The organism is Flavobacterium sp. BFFFF1 (assembly GCF_002256285.1).
Classification (GTDB): domain Bacteria; phylum Bacteroidota; class Bacteroidia; order Flavobacteriales; family Flavobacteriaceae; genus Flavobacterium.
This window is the reverse complement of record NZ_NKJE01000030.1, coordinates 13904-32413: the sequence shown is the minus strand read 5'-3', so window position 1 is coordinate 32413 and position 18510 is coordinate 13904. Positions and strand designations below refer to the sequence as shown.

Annotated in this window: 19 protein-coding genes; 5 read left to right on the top strand and 14 right to left on the bottom strand. The window is 42.4% G+C overall.

The genetic code is table 11. The features are described 5' to 3' along the window. The 3 genes from CFE23_RS14405 to CFE23_RS14395 all read left to right on the top strand — a co-directional run. Nucleotides 1-2968, top strand: a 2968-nt coding sequence (locus CFE23_RS14405; RefSeq protein WP_291089387.1) for an efflux RND transporter permease subunit, incomplete at its 5' end; no start/stop codon positions are given. Next, nucleotides 2961-4397, top strand: a complete 1437-nt coding sequence (locus tag CFE23_RS14400; protein ID WP_291089384.1) for a TolC family protein — start codon at nt 2961-2963, stop codon at nt 4395-4397. The genes CFE23_RS14405 and CFE23_RS14400, both read left to right, overlap by 8 nt. A gap of 119 nt (nt 4398-4516) precedes the next feature. Further along, nucleotides 4517-5173: a hypothetical protein gene (locus CFE23_RS14395; RefSeq protein WP_291089382.1), complete on the top strand. Its 657-nt coding sequence runs from the start codon at nt 4517-4519 to the stop codon at nt 5171-5173. 31 nt (nt 5174-5204) lie between these two features. Here CFE23_RS14395 and CFE23_RS14390 read toward each other — a convergent pair whose 3' ends face one another. From CFE23_RS14390 to CFE23_RS14370, 5 genes are all read right to left on the bottom strand, one after another. Further along, nucleotides 5205-5654, bottom strand: coding sequence for a PA2169 family four-helix-bundle protein (locus tag CFE23_RS14390; protein WP_291089379.1), 450 nt, complete (start codon nt 5652-5654; stop codon nt 5205-5207). 241 nt (nt 5655-5895) lie between these two features. Continuing rightward, nucleotides 5896-6516: a hypothetical protein gene (locus tag CFE23_RS14385; protein WP_291089376.1), complete on the bottom strand. Its 621-nt coding sequence runs from the start codon at nt 6514-6516 to the stop codon at nt 5896-5898. Between the two features lie 80 nt (nt 6517-6596). Beyond that, nucleotides 6597-7178, bottom strand: a complete 582-nt coding sequence (locus CFE23_RS14380) for a Crp/Fnr family transcriptional regulator (protein WP_291089373.1) — start codon at nt 7176-7178, stop codon at nt 6597-6599. 454 nt (nt 7179-7632) lie between these two features. Continuing rightward, nucleotides 7633-8004 carry a VOC family protein gene (locus CFE23_RS14375; protein WP_291089370.1) on the bottom strand — a complete coding sequence of 124 codons (372 nt, stop codon included), beginning with the start codon at nt 8002-8004 and terminating at the stop codon, nt 7633-7635. A 103-nt stretch (nt 8005-8107) separates the two neighbouring features. Beyond that, entirely contained in the window at nt 8108-8458 is a 351-nt protein-coding gene (locus CFE23_RS14370; RefSeq protein WP_291089367.1) for a YciI family protein, read from the bottom strand. Nucleotides 8459-8551: 93 nt separating this feature from the next. Between CFE23_RS14370 and CFE23_RS14365 the strand changes: the two genes are divergently transcribed. After that, on the top strand, nt 8552-8677 hold the full coding sequence (locus CFE23_RS14365) for a hypothetical protein (protein WP_291089364.1): 126 nt from the start codon (nt 8552-8554) through the stop codon (nt 8675-8677). Next, nucleotides 8662-8931, top strand: coding sequence for a winged helix-turn-helix transcriptional regulator (locus CFE23_RS16605; protein WP_363331613.1), 270 nt, complete (start codon nt 8662-8664; stop codon nt 8929-8931). Before CFE23_RS14365 ends, CFE23_RS16605 begins: the two co-directional genes overlap by 16 nt. Before the next feature lie 88 nt (nt 8932-9019). Here CFE23_RS16605 and CFE23_RS14360 read toward each other — a convergent pair whose 3' ends face one another. From CFE23_RS14360 to CFE23_RS14320, 9 genes are all read right to left on the bottom strand, one after another. Beyond that, a complete protein-coding gene (locus tag CFE23_RS14360; RefSeq protein WP_291089361.1) occupies nt 9020-9433 on the bottom strand; it encodes a hypothetical protein in 414 nt (137 codons plus the stop codon). Between the two features lie 44 nt (nt 9434-9477). Further along, on the bottom strand, nt 9478-9774 hold the full coding sequence (locus tag CFE23_RS14355; RefSeq protein ID WP_291089358.1) for a hypothetical protein: 297 nt from the start codon (nt 9772-9774) through the stop codon (nt 9478-9480). A 146-nt stretch (nt 9775-9920) separates the two neighbouring features. Then, nucleotides 9921-11081, bottom strand: coding sequence for an aminotransferase class I/II-fold pyridoxal phosphate-dependent enzyme (locus CFE23_RS14350; RefSeq protein ID WP_291089355.1), 1161 nt, complete (start codon nt 11079-11081; stop codon nt 9921-9923). Nucleotides 11082-11345: 264 nt separating this feature from the next. After that, nucleotides 11346-11897, bottom strand: coding sequence for an antibiotic biosynthesis monooxygenase (locus tag CFE23_RS14345; RefSeq protein WP_291089353.1), 552 nt, complete (start codon nt 11895-11897; stop codon nt 11346-11348). A gap of 648 nt (nt 11898-12545) precedes the next feature. After that, complete coding sequence (locus CFE23_RS14340) at nt 12546-13070, bottom strand: hypothetical protein (RefSeq protein ID WP_291089351.1); 525 nt, start codon at nt 13068-13070, stop codon at nt 12546-12548. A gap of 284 nt (nt 13071-13354) precedes the next feature. Beyond that, nucleotides 13355-14533: a hypothetical protein gene (locus CFE23_RS14335; protein WP_291089348.1), complete on the bottom strand. Its 1179-nt coding sequence runs from the start codon at nt 14531-14533 to the stop codon at nt 13355-13357. Nucleotides 14534-14975: 442 nt separating this feature from the next. After that, nucleotides 14976-15413 (bottom strand): hypothetical protein, encoded by a 438-nt coding sequence (locus tag CFE23_RS14330; protein WP_291089345.1) that lies wholly within the window; start codon nt 15411-15413, stop codon nt 14976-14978. A 191-nt stretch (nt 15414-15604) separates the two neighbouring features. Continuing rightward, nucleotides 15605-16180: a hypothetical protein gene (locus CFE23_RS14325; protein WP_291089341.1), complete on the bottom strand. Its 576-nt coding sequence runs from the start codon at nt 16178-16180 to the stop codon at nt 15605-15607. A gap of 183 nt (nt 16181-16363) precedes the next feature. Further along, entirely contained in the window at nt 16364-18274 is a 1911-nt protein-coding gene (locus CFE23_RS14320) for a T9SS type A sorting domain-containing protein (protein ID WP_291089338.1), read from the bottom strand. Nucleotides 18275-18510 lie beyond the last annotated feature (236 nt).

Below are 18510 nucleotides of genomic sequence, written 5' to 3'. Positions count from 1 at the left end.
TGCCATTAATGGTGAACCCGGAATGAAATACATGGCCTCAGATGCCGGAAACGACGGGGAAGCTTCGATCCAGGTGGTGTTTAACCTGGGTACTGACCCAAACCAGGCGTCCATAAACGTGCAAAACCGTGTGGCTTCCGTGGTCAATAAACTGCCGCCGCTGGTCGTACGCGAAGGGGTTAAGATTACGCGTGAGGAGTCGAACATGCTGTTGTACATCAACCTCTACAGCAAAGACCCGAAGATGGATGAGAAATTCCTGTACAACTTCGCCGACATCAACGTGCTTTCTGAACTCCGCCGCGTTGACGGTGTGGGCGATGCGGACATCCTTGGAAACCGCGAGTATGCGATGCGGATCTGGCTGAAACCCGACCGGATGACCGCCTATAAGATTTCGGCAGACGAGGTCATGAAGGCGCTCGACGAGCAGAGCCTCGAGGCCTCGCCGGGCAAGACCGGCGAAAGCTCCGGAAAGCGCTCAGAAGCATTTGAATATGTGTTGAAATATCCAGGAAGGTTCACAACAAAGGAAGGCTATGAGAACATTGTCCTGCGGTCGAGCCCCGATGGTGAAATCCTACGCCTCAAAGATGTAGCAAACGTGGAATTCGGGAGTTCTTTTTATGACATTTACTCCAACCTGAATGGAAAACCTTCCGCGGCGATTGTACTAAAGCAGTCCTACGGCAGTAATGCAAGCCAGGTGATCAAGGATGTGAAGGCAAAGCTCGCGGAGATCAAGCAAAGTTCTTTCCCTAAGGGAATCGACTACGAAATCAGTTACGATGTGTCGCATTTCCTCGATGCGTCAATTGAAAAGGTAATTCATACACTCGCCGAGGCATTTATCCTTGTCGGACTGGTAGTATTCCTGTTCCTGGGCGACTGGCGTTCGACGCTAATCCCTGCGATTGCGGTGCCCGTATCGCTCGTGGGTACGTTTATGGTGATGCAGATGTTTGGCATTACGTTAAACCTGATTTCATTGTTTGCGCTGGTACTTGCGATTGGAATTGTGGTAGACAACGCAATTGTCGTCGTCGAGGCGGTGCATGCGAAAATGGAGGAAAAGCACCTCTCCCCTTTGCTGGCAACGCAGGAGGCGATGCACGAGATCAGCGGGGCCATTATCGCGATTACATTTGTAATGGCGGCAGTGTTTATCCCGGTCGCGTTCATGTCCGGGCCTGTCGGGATTTTCTACCGACAGTTCTCGATTACGATGGCGACGGCAATTGTACTCTCCGGCGTGGTAGCATTAACGCTGACGCCTGCGCTGTGTGCGATGATGCTGAAAAACAACCACGGCAAACCACGCAAACAAACACCTTTAAACCGTTTCCTCGACGGCTTCAACAACTGGTTCAACCGCCTGTGCGGCCGCTATGCAGGGCTGCTGGGAAAAATCGTCAACAAGCGGTCGGTGACATTTATCCTGCTGCTCGCATTCTGCGCGGGGATTGGGTTACTGAACAACAGCCTCCCTTCCGGCTTTATCCCAAATGAGGACCAGGGAATGTTTTATGCCGTGATCCAGACGCCTCCGGGTGCTACGCTCGAACGTACGAATGAGGTCGCGGGCGAACTGCAACGCATTGCGCAGCATGTCGAAGGCGTGCAATCGGTGTCGTCGCTTGCGGGCTATGAAATCCTTACGGAAGGTACCGGATCAAATTCAGGCACCTGCCTCATCAACCTGAAGAACTGGGACGACCGCAAACATTCGGCGGCGGAGGTGATGGAAGAACTCGAGGAAAAATCACGTGACATCAAAGGTGCCACGATCGAGTTTTTCCAACCACCTGCCGTACCAGGTTATGGGGCCGCGGGCGGCTTTGAGCTGCGATTGCTCGACAAGGCGGGATCGGGTGATTACAAAAAGATGGAAACCGTCAGCAATGACTTTGTGAAAGCGCTCAGCAAAAGGCCGGAACTCGCTTCTGTGTTTTCGTTTTACAGCGCGAGCTTCCCGCAGTATATGCTTAAGATTGATAATGATATCGCACAGCAAAAAGGCGTCAGCATTGACAACGCGATGAATACGCTGTCGACACTGGTCGGTAGTAACTATGAGACAAGCTTTATCAAATATGACCGGCAGTATAAAGTGATGGTGCAAGCGCTGCCGCAGTACCGCGCGATGCCGGAGGACATCCTGAAGTTGTATGTAAAGAATGACAAGGACGAAATGGTGCCGTTTTCAGCATTTATGAAACTCGAAAAGGTATACGGATTGTCGGAGATCACGCGACACAACATGTACAACGCCTCTGAAATCAGTGGTGCCGCCGCCCCGGGCTACAGTAGCGGTGCGGCGCTAAAGGCCGTGGCCGAGGTCGCAAAGACGAGCCTGCCACGTGGTTTCGGGATTGACTGGGCGGGTATCTCTGCGGATGAAGTCGCGCGTGGCAACGAGGCGATCTACATCTTCCTGATCTGCCTTGCGTTTGTCTACCTGATCCTGGCCGCGCAGTATGAAAGTTTTATACTGCCTTTTGCGGTGATCCTTTCGCTACCAGCCGGAATCTTCGGGGCATTTTTGCTGCTGCAGCTTTTTGGGTTGGAGAACAATATTTACGCGCAGGTGGCAATGGTCATGCTGATCGGGCTGTTGGGTAAAAACGCTGTTCTGATCGTTGAGTTTGCGGTACAAAGGCACCGTGCGGGCGATACCGTACTCCAAGCCGCGGTAGAAGGTGCCGCAATACGGTTCCGGCCAATCCTGATGACATCGTTTGCGTTTATTGCCGGGCTGATTCCGCTCGTGTTTGCCACTGGCCCAGGCGCTACCGGAAACCGCACGATCGGATCGGCGGCCGCTGGCGGGATGCTGATCGGTACGGTGTGCGGGGTGATTGTAATCCCGGGGCTGTACTACCTGTTTGCGAAAATCTCGGAGCGGAATATCATGATTAAAGACGAAGAGGAGAATCCATTAACTGAAGAAATTGACCACAATGTATAAAACGAAATGCAAGCTGTATGTGATGGCATTGGGCGGCTGCCTGATGCTCACGGAATGTAAGGCGCCGGCTGTTGCCACATCTACGGCATCGAACCCCACTGTTCCGGGTTCTTTCAACACGTCGACCGACACGACGAACACCGCAACAGTAAAGTGGCGTCAGTTCTTTACCGACCCAAAACTGGCCAGCCTGATTGACGTCGCGCTGCAAAACAACCAGGAGCTGAACATCACGCTGCAGGAAATCGCAATTGCCAAAAACGAGATCCGCACCCGCAAAGGGGAACTCCTGCCGACCGTCGGCATCAGGGCCGGAGCAGGCGTCGAAAAAGTGGGACGCTACACCAGCCAGGGTGCCGGTGATGCGAGTACGGAGATTGCACCCGGCGTTGAAATGCCGGACCCGCTGACCGACTTTACCATTGGCGCCTACGCGAACTGGGAAGTCGACGTGTGGAAGAAACTGCGCTCCGCGAAAAAAGCAGCCGTGGCGCGTTACCTGTCTTCGGTTGAAGGCAAGGATTTTGTGATGACAAACCTGATTGCCGAGGTGGCAAATTCGTACTACGAACTGCTGGCGCTGGACAACCAATTGGCCATCGTTAAACAGAATATCGAATTGCAGCAAAACGCGCTCGAGGTGGTAAAGGTGCAAAAAGAAGCCGCGAAAACTACTGAACTCGCCGTGCAGAAATTCCAGGCCGAGGTCCTGAAGTCGCAAAGCCTGCAGTTTGACCTGGCGCAACAAGTCACGGAAACAGAGAACAAAATAAACCAACTGCTCGGGCGTTACCCGCAGCATGTAGACCGCAGCACCGATGACCTGCTTGGTATGGCGCCTGCGATCGTGAGCTCCGGCGTGCCGTCGCAGCTGCTGGCGAACCGTCCCGATATCAAGCAGGCAGAGCTTGACCTGGCTGCCGCGAAGCTCGATGTAAAAGTGGCGCGTGCGGAATTCTATCCGTCATTAGGAATCTCGGCGGGAATCGGCTACCAGGCATTTAAGACGTCGTACCTGTTCCGGACACCTGAGTCGCTGTTGTATTCGCTGGCGGGCGATTTGGTGGCGCCGCTGGTAAACCGCAATGCGATCAAGGCGGCATTCCAGAGTGCCAATGCGCGGCAGCTACAGGCGCTGTACAACTACGAGCGCACGATCCTGAATGCGTATACCGAGGTGGTAAACCAGCTATCGAACAGCGACAACCTGTCAAAAAGCTATGCGTTGAAAGCGCAGCAGGTGGACGCGCTGAATACGTCCATTTCAGTGTCGAATGATTTGTTCCGCTCAGCGCGGGTCGATTATTTTGAGGTGCTGATGACACAACGCGATGCACTGGAGTCGAAACTCGAGCTGATCGATACGAAGAAAGCGCAACTGATGTCGGTGGTGTCGCTGTACCGCGACCTTGGCGGCGGGTGGAAATAGCAAGCTATGGTGATACCCCTAAAATGAACACGTCCTGAAAATATCCAGGACGTTTTTTATTAGTATCGATTTATTTTTAATACTTTAACCGCTGTAAAATCTAAACCCAAATACTACAGATGAATCTTTCCAGTAAGACCACTTACCTGTTCCCTTGCCTGATCTTATACCTATCCTGCATTTACATCAGCTACAGTTGTTTCTCTGACCATTATAGCGGGATCGATTTTATCAGGAAAGATTATATGATCTTCCTGTGGATCCCAGTGGTCATTGCAGGCGGTATGTTTTTTGTATTCAGGGGATTGGCAAAGGGGGCTAATCTACATTACACCAAATACCTGCTTATTGCGGTGCCTGTTGCGCTGGAAGGCCTTGCGGGCTATGTGACCAAAGACTATTACCCGATGTCAATATATCCCTCGATTGTAGATGGCCTGCTGCTGTATTTCGCGTTTATGGAGTTCCTGCGCCGATGCACGGCATTCCTAAGAGAGGACGCGATTGTGTTTAAAAACCTATTGGGCTACACCGACGAGATTCCGCTCACGACGATCGTCAAGCTTGAGCAAAAGGCAAACCTGCTGTCGTTCATCCGCGAATTCAGGATATTGAACTTGGCGAGAAAGACCATCGTGACATACAAAGACGAAGCTTTTCAGGAATTTGAGATAAAGTTCTTTACAAAGGTTTTTAAGGAACACGAATTTTTTGACGAGATCATCGCGCACGCAAACGCCCGCGGAAACCTGAAAATAAAAATGTACAGTTATTAAAAAAGCCCCGATAATCGGGGCTTTTGTTTGTTTATGCGGCAGCGTCGCGGAGTGACCTGACGCGGTCATGGTCGGCGCGCAGCCTCGTTTGCTGTTCGCGGATCATCGTGACCTGCTCCGGGGAGAATTTACTGCTGTCTTTCAACGCTTCTTCATACGCTTCGAGGGCTTTGTCTTCGCCGAACTCGCACGAAGCCAGGATCTGGTGGCGGTCATTGCCGGTAAGGGCAGCTTTCACGTCCATCCAGGCACGGAAGAACTTTCCGGTGATGCGGGTGCTTGCCGTAGGCTCGCCGCCCAGCCTGAGTACTTCTTCGCTCAATGCATTGAGGTTGTTCTGACTGGTGCCAATCAGGTTTTTAAACAAGGTTTTAAGGTCGGCAGCATCCGTTTCCTTTAAAGCCGTTTCATACCCTTCCACGCGGTCGTTGTTGATTTCGACGAGGTTATTCAGCGCGTCGATTGTTTTGTTGGTTTCCATAACAAATATTTTTTAGATTATTGTGACGTAAATTTCCAAAATCGGTACGCGGAAATATTACAGGATTCGCCGGAAATGTATTGATGTTGAAGGGTACAGTACAAATTCCCGCCGCTGGGTGCATATCACCCGTACGCACAAGAAACAAGCATGCCGCGCCCCCTGCTCTGTCAGGCCACAAATCGCAAGCGGAAGTGATGTCGAATGGGCTTCAGTAGTGCTTTACCAGTACACAAGATTGCTAAAAGTTATAGCCAAAATGAAGCCCCGGCTGAATAAAATAGTTCGGCCATTTTTCCTCCACCAATCTAAAAGATTCCGGAACATTATTTCTTATAGGCCAATAACTACATCCAATAGCGGGTTCGAAAAAGAACCGGTTTTTAAGAAACTTAAACTGGTAGCCTAAATGGAAGTTTAAATACAACGTGTATCCATTTCCAATCTTTTCGTTATGCTCATCCAGGTATTTCTCAAAAGCATTTAAGGCATAAACCGAGGTATAGATTCCTTTCCACCAAAAATGTTGATACCCTAGTGTAGGCGCAAGTATGCGCGCATGTCCGGGATAGTTTTCTCCAGGTTTATCAAATGATGAAGATCCAAACGGAATCCCTATCGGGAAAGAATAAATGGATCGCTTAAACTCGATTGAAATAACATCTTTACGCGTTATCCTATAGCCAACGTTAAGTTGGACATATTCAGGGCTATTTGCCCTGTCAAAATTTCCCAACATCAGGAGTGAACTCCCAATATACCATTTCCTGTAAGTAGTATCCTGTTTGACATCCTGTGCATTCATTTGCATACTAAACGCCGCTAATGCGACCAGTGCAATCGATAAAGTTTTCTTTCGCATATCTTTTTTAATTTCAATAATGCTGCAAAAGTAGATTGCACAGTACCCTCAATTCGTTCACTTAAGTTAAGAAATGAACCTTACCCTTTGTTTTTTTCTATGATCCTTGCCCTTAACCTGCTCAATGATTGCGGCTTTATCCCTAAATAACTGGCCAGTTGGTGTTGTGGAACACGTTGGATTAAATCCGGCCTGTTCTGTAGTAGATTTAAGTATCGTTGTTCAGGGGAAGAAATCTTAAATTCGTCGAAATTAAATTGTTGTTTGGCCAACAATTCTTCCGACAATAGCCGGCACATTTTTTCAAATTTTGGAAATTTAGCAAGCATTTCAACCTCCATTTCCGGGGTTGCAATTGTTACTATCGTATCTTCCACACAACTTATAAGATATTCTGACGGAGCATTATTTTTTACACAATGTGGTGTCAGTTCTTCCATTTCAGTAAAAAAGGCAGTAGTGCGCTCTTTACCGTCGATCATGTAATATTTCCTGATGCATCCTTTTAAGACGAAATAGGAGTCTTTTGATTTCTGTCCTTCTTTAAGTAAAATTGTCCCTTTCTTAAAGGAGTGGAATATGTCTAATGCAAGTATGGCTTGCTTCTCATCATCGGTCAGGGAAATGTATTTTGAAATAAAGTCTAATAGGATATTCTGCATTTTTGGTTTGTTTATCTGTCGTTAGATTCCCAAATGCCCCGTTGGTTGCTTCAAGCGTCCCGCTCGTGCCAGCAATAAATGAAGTATTGTGAGTACAGGCACGAACCAGGCGTTGGCCGGAACCTCAAATTGTATGGAAAAAATCGTTTACATTTTATAAGGAAAGCAGCTCCCGATCGAACTTTTCCACCGCTGCTACCCGCATCACGCCCGTATGCAAAGGATGACGGATTTTACGTTCGTTCACGAGCGTTACGCTCGCAACAGCTGGAGGTTAAAAGCTTCTTCACAATGAGCTTCTGTAATGTGGCAGGCAGGAGAAAGGCATATAAGGAGCGCTGGCATGTAAACCCCGATAGTGACACAAACGCAGCTGGTTAAGGCGCAAAGCGGATAGAAATATCAAGACGACATTTCTATCCGCTATGGTACAAAGATACGGACGAATACTGTATTAACCCATAGAATGGAACCCTACCCTGTTCCCTTCTGTATCGATAAAAAGGGCAATAAAGCCGTTGTTCCCAATTGAAGTTTTCGGCAGAATAACTGTTCCGCCGGCTCGTTCTACCCTGCCTAACGGAACGGAAAGGTCATTTCCGCCATCTAAGTAAACCGTAGTACCGGTTATTGCAGGAACAAAATTTTCACCGCAGGCAATTGCGCCGCCAAATCCGCCTTGTTGTGGATCAGACGGCAAATAGGCATATTGCATATGAGGATTAGGATCCGCATGAATTGGAGCATCTAACACTGTAGCATAAAATGCCTTTGCTCTTTCGAAATCTGTAGCTGGTATTTCAAACCAATTTAGAGTATTTACCATATTTATTAAAGTTTATTTGTGTTGTTTTTTAGTTGTTAAGGATTCAGCACAATTTTACCTGATCCGATTTGTTTCACAATTTGAACAGGTAATGAGTCGGACATTAATTTTCCAATTTCTGAACGGGGCGAACTTCTACTTTTCCGTTCTCTTCAAAAATAGGACACCCCTTTGCAATCGCTACTGCCTCGTCAATGTCATTTGCATTAACGATGAGGTAACCACCGACCATTTCTTCGGCTTCTATAAAAGGACCATCCGTCACGACTTTATTTTTTCCGTTCACCTGCTTGCCAGTGGTTTGAAGAGGTTCTCCCCCTGCAAGGATCCCTTTCTGACCAAGACCTTGCATCCAGGTCATCCATGATTGAATGTATGCCTTAGCTTCTTTTGAATCTTTGGCAACGTGGACGTGAGTTTCTCCGCCTCTGAATAAAAACATAAATTTTTCCATTTTGATTTGATTTTAATTTTTTATTTAGTTTTGCAGTACAAATATTCAGAGTTAAATTTATTCCCACAAGTAGGACATTTAAAATGTGTAAGTATGAAAAACAATACTATTATAGATAATCAGGAAGTTATAGACGAAAAAAAAATTGTTTTTGATGAGAAATCTTGCCCGGTAACGGCAACAATGCAGGTTTTAGGTGGAAAATGGAAGCAATTTTAATTAACGCCATCTATCATACCGCTCCTGCAAGGTTTGGGGAGTTGAAGCGAAGTGTAAAGGGAATCACGCAATCAATGCTTACGCAGCAGTTGAGGGAATTAGAAGATGATGGGTTAATAAACAGGAAAATTTATGCTGAAATCCCACCAAAGGTTGAGTACACTTTAACCGAGTTTGGTCTCACGTTGTCGCCCATAATGTTATCAATGGCGGAGTGGGGAAAAGAATATAGAATCAATAAACAAAAGGCGTGAAGCAAAAAAATTGCTAGTGAACTTGTCTCTAAACTACATGCTACATCTAAATCAGCACCCGCACGTTTTTTAATTTTATTTTTTTTAACTATAGGGTTATTAATTGTAACTTTTTGCTTTTCATAGTGGAATTAGTGGCAAGCTTATCATCCAAATTTACATACCCATCATGATGCTCAGAACGTTGTTTATTTTGGTTAGAAACCACGACTTTTATTCCATTCCAGAAAGATTCTAACAATTTGACATCCAGATTATCAGTTCCAATATAGAAAGCGTATTCGCCTTCTTTTCCCAAACCTCCTTCTACAAAAATCTCGAATGGTTTCAATTTATTTTGCTCCTCAAAATTTTTCACGAAATCAGTGACAGGCTTTTCAGATGGCGGTCCACAACAAATACTTGAATAACCAACAGTGATATAATTGTTATTGGTTTGCGAGTAGGCAAAAACAGGAATACATATTAAAACAATAATGATAAGTTTAAGTACTTGTTTCATATTTTAATGTTTTCATGATGCCGGTCGGTTACGTTAAATGTCCGCTACCGGCTGGCGCCCGTTGCAATTAGTTTATATTTTTCAGGTTTAATCTTGGTGCGCTCAATCATCTTTCGCGCTTCAAGATCCAGTTTAACCGTTTCTCCATACCATTGAACGCCACCTTCAAAAGTGTCTTTTAACCTGCTGTATAAATTTTCCATAAGTTCCGTATGGGTAGGCTCGCTATCTTTTAAAATCAACAAAATATTTTCTTTGATGACGGTGTATTTCCCTAACGAAATATTTTTGTTTGTTTTACCAGGTTGTGGATGAAGTGTTTGTATTTTCTCTTCTTTCATTTTGCAGACTTTTTAGTTTTTCTGAACAATGACCGCTGACGCTCAAATGTACGCAAAATATGATATTTAACATGTGGGGGCGAGCGTAGGAAGGGGATTTCTTCGGGAACTAAAAATTTCCGGCTGCCGATATCCCGCAATGACGGCTAGCGGTGGATGGCGGCAGCGTATTGTAAGGCTTTAATAAATTTTTTCATTTCGCCCATTTCACCCACTGTAATCCTCGTCCATTTACCTTGTTCTTCATATATTCTTCCTCCCTGAATGTTATTGTTTGCCAATTGCTTGAAATAGTCCTTGTTGTATTTTGAAAGTGAAAAATAGATAAAATTCGTATCGGAAGCAATGCACTCACAATTTAATTTTATAAGCTCGCGCATAGTATATTGTCTTACATTCTCATTGAGCAGGTAGCAATTGGAAACAAATTCATCATCTTTCAACGAAGCTATAGCCGCAAGTTTTGATAATACACTTACACTATTATTGGTATTGGATTGCAAATTTGCCAAATCATCAATGACCGTTTTGTTCGCAATGGCATACCCAATCCGTGCTCCAGCCAAACCATATATTTTGGAAAATGTTTTGGCGATAATAATATTTTTATGCTCATTGACCATATTGCTAAGGGATTGCTGTGTAGTAAACTCCAAATAGGCCTCATCAATTAATACAATTGTATTTTGTGAAATCTTGGTTACAAATTCCACTAACGCTTCTCTTTCACAAAGTGTTCCAGTAGGGTTATTTGGATTACAGATATAAACAAGCTTCGTATCTTGGTTTACAGCCTCCAGCATAGTTTGCAAATTAATTTTCTTGCCGGTTGTAAGTGGTACTTTATTTTTAGCCAATCCTAAATAATCCAATGTAACGGTCCAATAATCATAACTTGGGTCTGCAATTACATAATTTGCGTTGCCAGTCTCCTTCGATTCGGATCCTTTGTTTAATGAGGCAAATTTTGCCACCAGATCTAAAATTTCAGTCGAACCAGCGCCCAACAATATGTTTTCGTCTTGAACACTATTCTTTTTTGCAAGCGCAGCAATCAGTTGTGTTGCGACATCCCAATGATATCGGTTACTCCTATTCGCATGGTCTGCAAATACTTTCCTGGCCAATGGAGACGGACCATAGGGGTTTTCATTTGAGCGTAAAAAAATTAGTTCAGCATCATTCTCAAAACGATCAACCAAATCTTCCGTTACTGGAGGAGCAGCAAATGAATTAAAATTGATAAGCCCAATTCCAGCCACTCCAATTCCAATTTTTTTAAGCCAAAGCCTTCTGTTCGTTTCCATACGTTCTTTTTCTTTAACTAGTCTTTAGAAAAAACAGTTTGTTACAACCGGGGAGTTTAAAATGGCCACGCACGCCCGGCGCTTTCACGCCAGTTTACTGCATTTAGAACCGAGTATTCTCGGCGTGGACCAAACGAAGTTATTAAAAAAGCACTTACATTTTACCAGAAAACCACCACCTTCGCGAACTTTCCCTATGTAATAGGTAGCAACAAGTTCTGTGAGCAAACAGCGCGACGCCAACGTGTGAGGCGATGCCTCAATTCATTTGTAAAGCCAATTTTTTATGAGTTTCGTGTACCTTGGCATCAGTAGATAAATCATAATAAAAACAACGACACCTGACACAAAAAACGAATGAATAACCTTGTTTTCTGGAATGTTGAATAGGTTTAATACAGGGATAACCCCCAATGGAATGAGCATTGACAAAGGAAAAATCGCTGACCATGTCACTAAATATTGTTTCCATCTAACGGGACTTTTCACTGGTTGATCCTCTGCCTGAAATAGAAAATCCAAACCTGATCTGATAGCATAATGATCGTCCCTTGCAAAAAATGGTTTGGCTTTATCAATGAGTTTTTTTCTCGTATCCGATTCCATCCAGGTTTTCAGGTTTTCAACCGTATCATATCTGATAATTACAGTATAATTAAATGTCAGGTTCGGAATAGGTCGAATAATTTGCCAATCAATATGCACAACAGACTTTCTACATATCGGCTCAATTTCATGCAGCCAATCCTCATATAAATCTTGCTTCCCATCCAGTATATGATGACTGATTACCACGGATGCGCCTCGTATTTCCATAATCTTTAGAATTTCAATTTACCTGGCATGACACGGAGCTTGCACACAAACTCCGGCGGCCTTTTTCGCCTCCCGAAGCGCCGGGACGCTTCTCCACCTCACACGAGGCCACAGGCCAAACAAAACGGAGCCAAAACGAAGTTATTAAAAAACCCTTACATTTTATAAGAAAAGCAACTACGGCTATTGCGATTGGATGAATGCGCTGCAAACGAAGATTGCTCCTGCGTCGGAATGACAATCCCGTACCGTTTGCGTTTGGAGTACAACATGCCCGTAAACCGACCCCGAAACATCAATTTATCTTCCGCGCGCCGGTGTGGCCATTGTCATCCTGACGCAGGAGGGATCCCACAGGCGCATCTTCACGCTACGCTTGTCACACGGCTATTGCGATTGGATGAATGCGCTGCAAACGAAGATTGCTTTGCCAGTCGGGCAGAGCCCTCTAGTCCTCCTGCGTCGGAATGACAATCCCTTACCGTTTACGTTTGGAGTACAACGTGTCCGTAAACCAACACCAACACATCAATTCACATCGCTCGTGCGAGCGTCTCGCTCGTACCCACAATAAATGAAGGATTTTTGTTCGAGCACAAGCCTGATACTCGCCGCAGCGGCTAAGCTCAACCACCATGAGCAGCTGGCTTAATCTTTGAAATCAGCACGCCCGGTAAAGTCTTTTAATTCGGAATAGATTGTGATACCTAAAATTTGCCATTCCAAAATCCCCGAAACAGTATAGGTACAAGTATCTTCAAAAGATGACTGGTCAAAATGTATGGTTTGTATCTTCCAATTTGTACCGCTGACGAAGCCCGTTCTAACCGTATAGGCCGAAATCGGCTTTTTTAGCAATTCCCTTTTACCATACTTTATGTGAAGGCTGATGGTGGAAGCCAAATCCTTTTCAAGTGTTAAGTTAGCTGTATAGGCATGTCCATTGAATTTGTCCTTCTCCAAATGCGCTTCATGAAAATCAAATATTTTTGTTTTTGAATTTTCAGCACCCGATTTGGAAACAAAAGACAGCAATACCAACAATCCAAAAACGAAAAATAATGCCGCAACAAAACCCTGCTTTTCTCTGATTGATTTTCCTAGTGTAATGCAGTAGGCAACAAAGAAGAGAAAAACAGAAATATTTAAGATTCCCCAAATAATTTGAATCATATTAAATTAGTATTCGTTGGTTATTGTCTGCGCACGATTTTTCAAAGCTTTATGCTAACGTCCCGCTGCCTGGTTCGCCTCCCGAAGCGCCGGTACGCTTCTCCACCTCACACGAGGCCACTGGACAAACAAAACGGAGCCAAAACGAAGTTATTAAAAAAGCATTTACATTTTATAAGAAAAGCAGCACTCGGGCGAACTTTCCCTATGGCATATCTGGAGATGCGTTCGGTGAGCGAACGGAGCGAAGCTAATGGATAAAGCCGCTGTTACCTGCTGTTTAATTAGTAGTACTGGATTTCCCTTACACATATTTCAGTAAGTTTTAAGTCACCTAAATTTTTACCCTGTTCTGTTTCCATTCTAATCCAGTTATGGTGTTTGTCATAAGAATATTTTTTTCTGACAACTTTAATTGCTGATCCGTTAACCGTTAGGTATTCGTCTAAAATCATATTTTGGAAATTATCATATTTGGTGCGTTGTGTTTTATATTTTTCAAACCCTATCATTCTATAATTTCCGGTTAGTTCTTCTTCTTTAATTCTATTATTAAATTTGTCATACGCTGATTTATAGTCGTAACCAATCATGGGATCTTTACCTGGATAAATATAAAATCCCTTGACTTCAATTTCGTTTCCGCTATTATCGTAGATATAATGTGTGTCAGTATTGTGAGGTGAGAATTGAGCTAATTGAAATTCACGAGTCAATTTATTTTGGAAATTATATTCATATCCAAAGACAGGTTTGCATTCGCAATCTCCTGTACCATAGCTGATACAATTTCCTTCTTCAATCAAATTGCCCATCCCGTCATATTTGTATTCTGTTTTTTTCTGAGTCTTGTTTTCACGAAAACTGTACGTACGCTTTACAATGAGAAGGTCACTGGCATCATATTCATATTTTTCAATTTCGTATAAATACCCCTCCTTGCCTTCCTGTGTTTCTTCATTATAGTCACTAAATCCGCCATATAAGTATTCGGTCTTGTCTTTCTTTCTTCCCTTTTCGTCATAGGTCAAAACAGTTTCTTTTACCAAAGTATTGTTCATGTAATTTTTAAGCAACAATAAATTCATATTTTTATCATACGTATACAAATCTCCATCAAGGCCCTGAGCAAGCTTGTTGAGTTTAGATAGTAATTTTCCATCTTTAAAATCGTATTGCACTTCTTCTGTTCTGAATTTTCGTTCAATTACGTCAACTCCCAAACCGTAGTAAGCAAGTTTAGTTAGAATGCCTTTATTGTTGAAGATATATACCAAAGAATCACCACTCATATTTTTTATATCGTCAGTTTTTTTAATTTTTACAGACTTTACCTTCCCTTTAAGCGTGACATTTAGATTATCATCTTTTTCAAACTCAAATTTGGTTTGGATCTCTTGACCTAAGCAAATTGAACAGAAAAGAAAATAAATTATAATTGATTGCAAAGTTGCGTTTTTCATGGTCGGTCAGTTTAAAAATAGCAGTTAACGTCCGGCAGCTCCACATCACTTGCGACTCCCGACCCTTCGGGATACAACTGCCCCGACGCTTCGGGGTTCGCCTGGACAAAACGAAGTTATCAAAAAAGCATTTACATTTTACAAGAAAAGCAACTACGGCTATTGCGATTGGATTAATGCTATGCAAGCGAAGATTGCTCCTGCCTCGGAATGACAATCCCGTACCGTTTGCGTTTGGAGCACAACGTGTCCGTAAACCGACCCCGAAACATCAATTTATCTTCCGTGCGCTGGTGTGGCCATGGTCATCCTGACGCAGGAAGACTAGAGGGCTCTGCCCGACTGACGAAGCAATCCCACACAGGCATCATTACACCACATTTATCACATCGCTGGTGCGAGCGGGGGGAACAGAGCGAAGCTATACAATGCTAGGCGACGTTTACTTTACGTCATATATAAATCCTTGATCTAGTTTTTCTTCGAATAAATCCTGAAAATTATTCTTTTCTAAAACAGTTGTATCATTTTTATAAATTGTAATTTCTTTAATCAATTTAAAGTGTGGTTCATATCCGCGTTCAAATTCAATGATCAAAGAATCTTTAGGTGACATTTCAATAATTGAAATGAAATTTACACTGTCAAGACTTTTTAAGGAACCTGACTCATTGGCAAACTTATTTAAATAGGTTATGGTTTTATCTTTGTACTTCTCAACAAAGAGTTCTTTATCATATTTTATTTCAACGAGAATATTTTTCTGAGACGCGTTTACAATTTCAGCGACAGAAAAAATATCGCACGAATAGCATATTGTAAAACAGAAAAATACTATAAAATAGTTAAGGTATTTGCGCGAAAAGTTTCTCTCTTTCATAATTTCAAGTGGATTGCTCCTTAAATGTCGCCTAACATCCGGCGGCTTCACCCCACTTGCAACTCCCGACCCTTCGAGATAAAACTGCCCCGACGCTTCGGGGTTCGCCTGGACAAAACGAAGTTATTTAAAAAGCATTTACGTTTTACAATGAAAGCAGCAATTGCGTGAAACCGCGGTTGTGTGCTGTGTTAATGAACGTCTAACAAATTTAGTTGATTGCTCCAAATTATTTTCCAGAGACTTTTATCATCCATACTCGAACTACCATTGCTACTAAATATGTCATCAAATACAATAAATCCTAATTTTGTTGTTTTAATCTGTTCACCAAACCTGCAATTACCTGGATAATCAAACTTTATTGATTTCATTAAAGTTAGTGAATATTCAAGTTTTTCACCAGCTTTAATTTCTTCTTTTTTGAGATAATTATGGTCGCACGTAAATTTTGAGAATAAAATATAATTATTATTTATCTGAAAATTGTCATACCAACTACAGGTATACATCCAAACGTAGATTGCTTTAGATGTTGTATTAACAATGTTTACCTTAATATCAAAATATCTAACATTAACGGAATCTTTCGTCACTGAAATACACGATTCTTTAGCGATATAGTATAACAAATCTTTTTTGGCAACTAACGTAACGTAACTTTTATCCAAGCTAATTGTTACATCAATAAACTTATCCAAATCTGTTTGACCAAATAAATTTGTGCTTATCGCTACAGTGAACAAAATAATTGATAGTGTTTTCATGCATTTAGTTGTTTAACCATAGCACACAACATCCAGCTTCTTCACCTCAATTCCGGCATTTGGAACTGAGTATTCCCTGCCGGACAGAACGAAATTATGGAAAAAGCGGTTACATTTTACTTAGGAAAGCAAGTCTGTGGCCTTGATGTCCGATATACTTTGTAGACACAGAATGACAGATCGTTATTCTTTAATAATGTTAGTATTCATTATTCCTTTTTCAGTATAAACTTTTAGAACATAATTTCCTGATTGTAAGCTACTCAAATCAATTTTATTTCCAGAAACTGAATTTGAACTAATTATTCTTCCTATAATATCAAATATCTGCACTTTTAGGACGCTGTATTCTGTTTTAAAATATAACAAATCTCTTACCGGATTCGGATAAACTGTAATTTCATTATTAATTTCATTTTCCTGTAAGCCTAATGTACTCTGGATTGTTGTAGTATAATTGTTTGTTGCAATCGGAAAATTATAATCAAAGTAAATTTTAGCCGAATTGCTAAACGTATTTCCAACAACTAAATTTGGGTTGGTTTTAATTTTAAAAATAACATAACCATCATTATTGGCGTCATCAAAAGGGAGGTTGATGCCTTCAAATATAAATTCTACTTTGTTGGTGTTGGAAATTCTGGTTACAAAATTATGGCTGCTGTGTAAAGGAATAAGCGTGTTGATGTCAAATTTTGCAGTGTCTATGTTGTCTACAACTACCACGTTTTGAGCAGGATACGTACCGGTATTTTCAAAACGGACGACATAGTTTACATATTTGCCGATGTTGGCTGGGTCGATCGTGGTGCCTTCTAAACAGGTTTTATCGTTAGGATCATAAGAACCTACTACTATTTGATTGAGCTGAGCATAATTATCAAGGCTATTGGCATCATTTTCCAAAGGACCAATAAATGCTGTGTATCCAAGTTTAGTGCCTATGTTTACCTGAGGTGTTTCCTGGGGCGAATTGACATTGAAAACAAGATTGATAGTCCTGGTTTCAAATGGCAGCAAATTGCTGTAAGCCCACGTCAGTTCATTGATTTGTTGGCTGGTAGTTGACACACTTGATGACACTAAATCTAAAATGTCATCCCTGAATGTAAGTGTAACATTACCATTGGCTACCTGATTGCCTTTATTTTTGTACATTAAAGTGTAAGTGGCATTGAAACCAGGACGGGCAGGACCTGTAGGCGCCATAACTACTTCCAGGTCTTGCATATTTCCATTGGGAGTAATACAAAAATTTTGAATATGTGGGCTTGTGGTACCCGGGAAGGTAACCTGTACGTCAATTGGATTTACATTGAAATAAGTGGGGTTCTCCAGTTGCGGGGTGATGGTGTATGTGCCGGATTGCAATGGAATAAAATAATTACCCGATTTATTTGAAATAGTGCTACCAATGACAGAACCATTTGTAATGTTATATTTTAAATTTGGAAGAATGAGGTCATTTGAATCGCAGCCGTCCGTATTGTTGTCAAATTTGTTGTTTCCCTGTATTGCATAAAATATACCGCCGGGGGTAAAACTGCAATAGCTATTCACGTTACAGTAATTGTAAGCATAAAATAAAGCCCTGTTCTTCACATAAGTCAAATCGTCTTCATCGGCGCAGATGTAATCTATCTGGTCATTACTGAAAAAATCTAAAGTTAACCAGGAATCAGGATTGTTGTTTTTTATGTTAAGGGAATTTAGATCATTGATCTGGCAACTCAAAAACCTTAAATTCATTAAACCGGAAACATCCAAATCTGTTATTTGATTACTGGTGCAAATAAAACACTTCAGATTTATAAATTCATTTATACCCGTGACATCAGTAATATTTGCAGTGCTGACTTTAAGCCACTTAATTAAAAGTGCCTCGCTCACCTGAATTTCCCCATCATTGTTTATATCAATTTTATTGTATGAGGGAACATATCCGTTGTCATTTGGCATCGAAGTTGATGCAATGGTGTTATATTGAGTCGCCTGTAACAATCTCGCCTTAAAGTTCGCGTCTGGTATATTTACAATTTGTGCGTTGGCAATTGTCGAAAAAGCTATAACTAAAAAAAGAATTGTTATTTTCATTTAGGTTAGAATTGATTTTAATTGGATTCGTTTGTTAAAAATGTCTGCCCACTCACCAATAGGCGCAAATCATGCCACAAATGTAAACATTTACAATTGGTTACGACTAAAAAGAAGGCGTCTCAACACCTTCTATTCTTTATCTAAATCAGTTTTTAAACCCCTAGGCCGGGGCTCGGCTGGACACCCGAGGCCAATGGCCGAACGGAGCGTTAGCCAAAACGAAGTTATTAAAA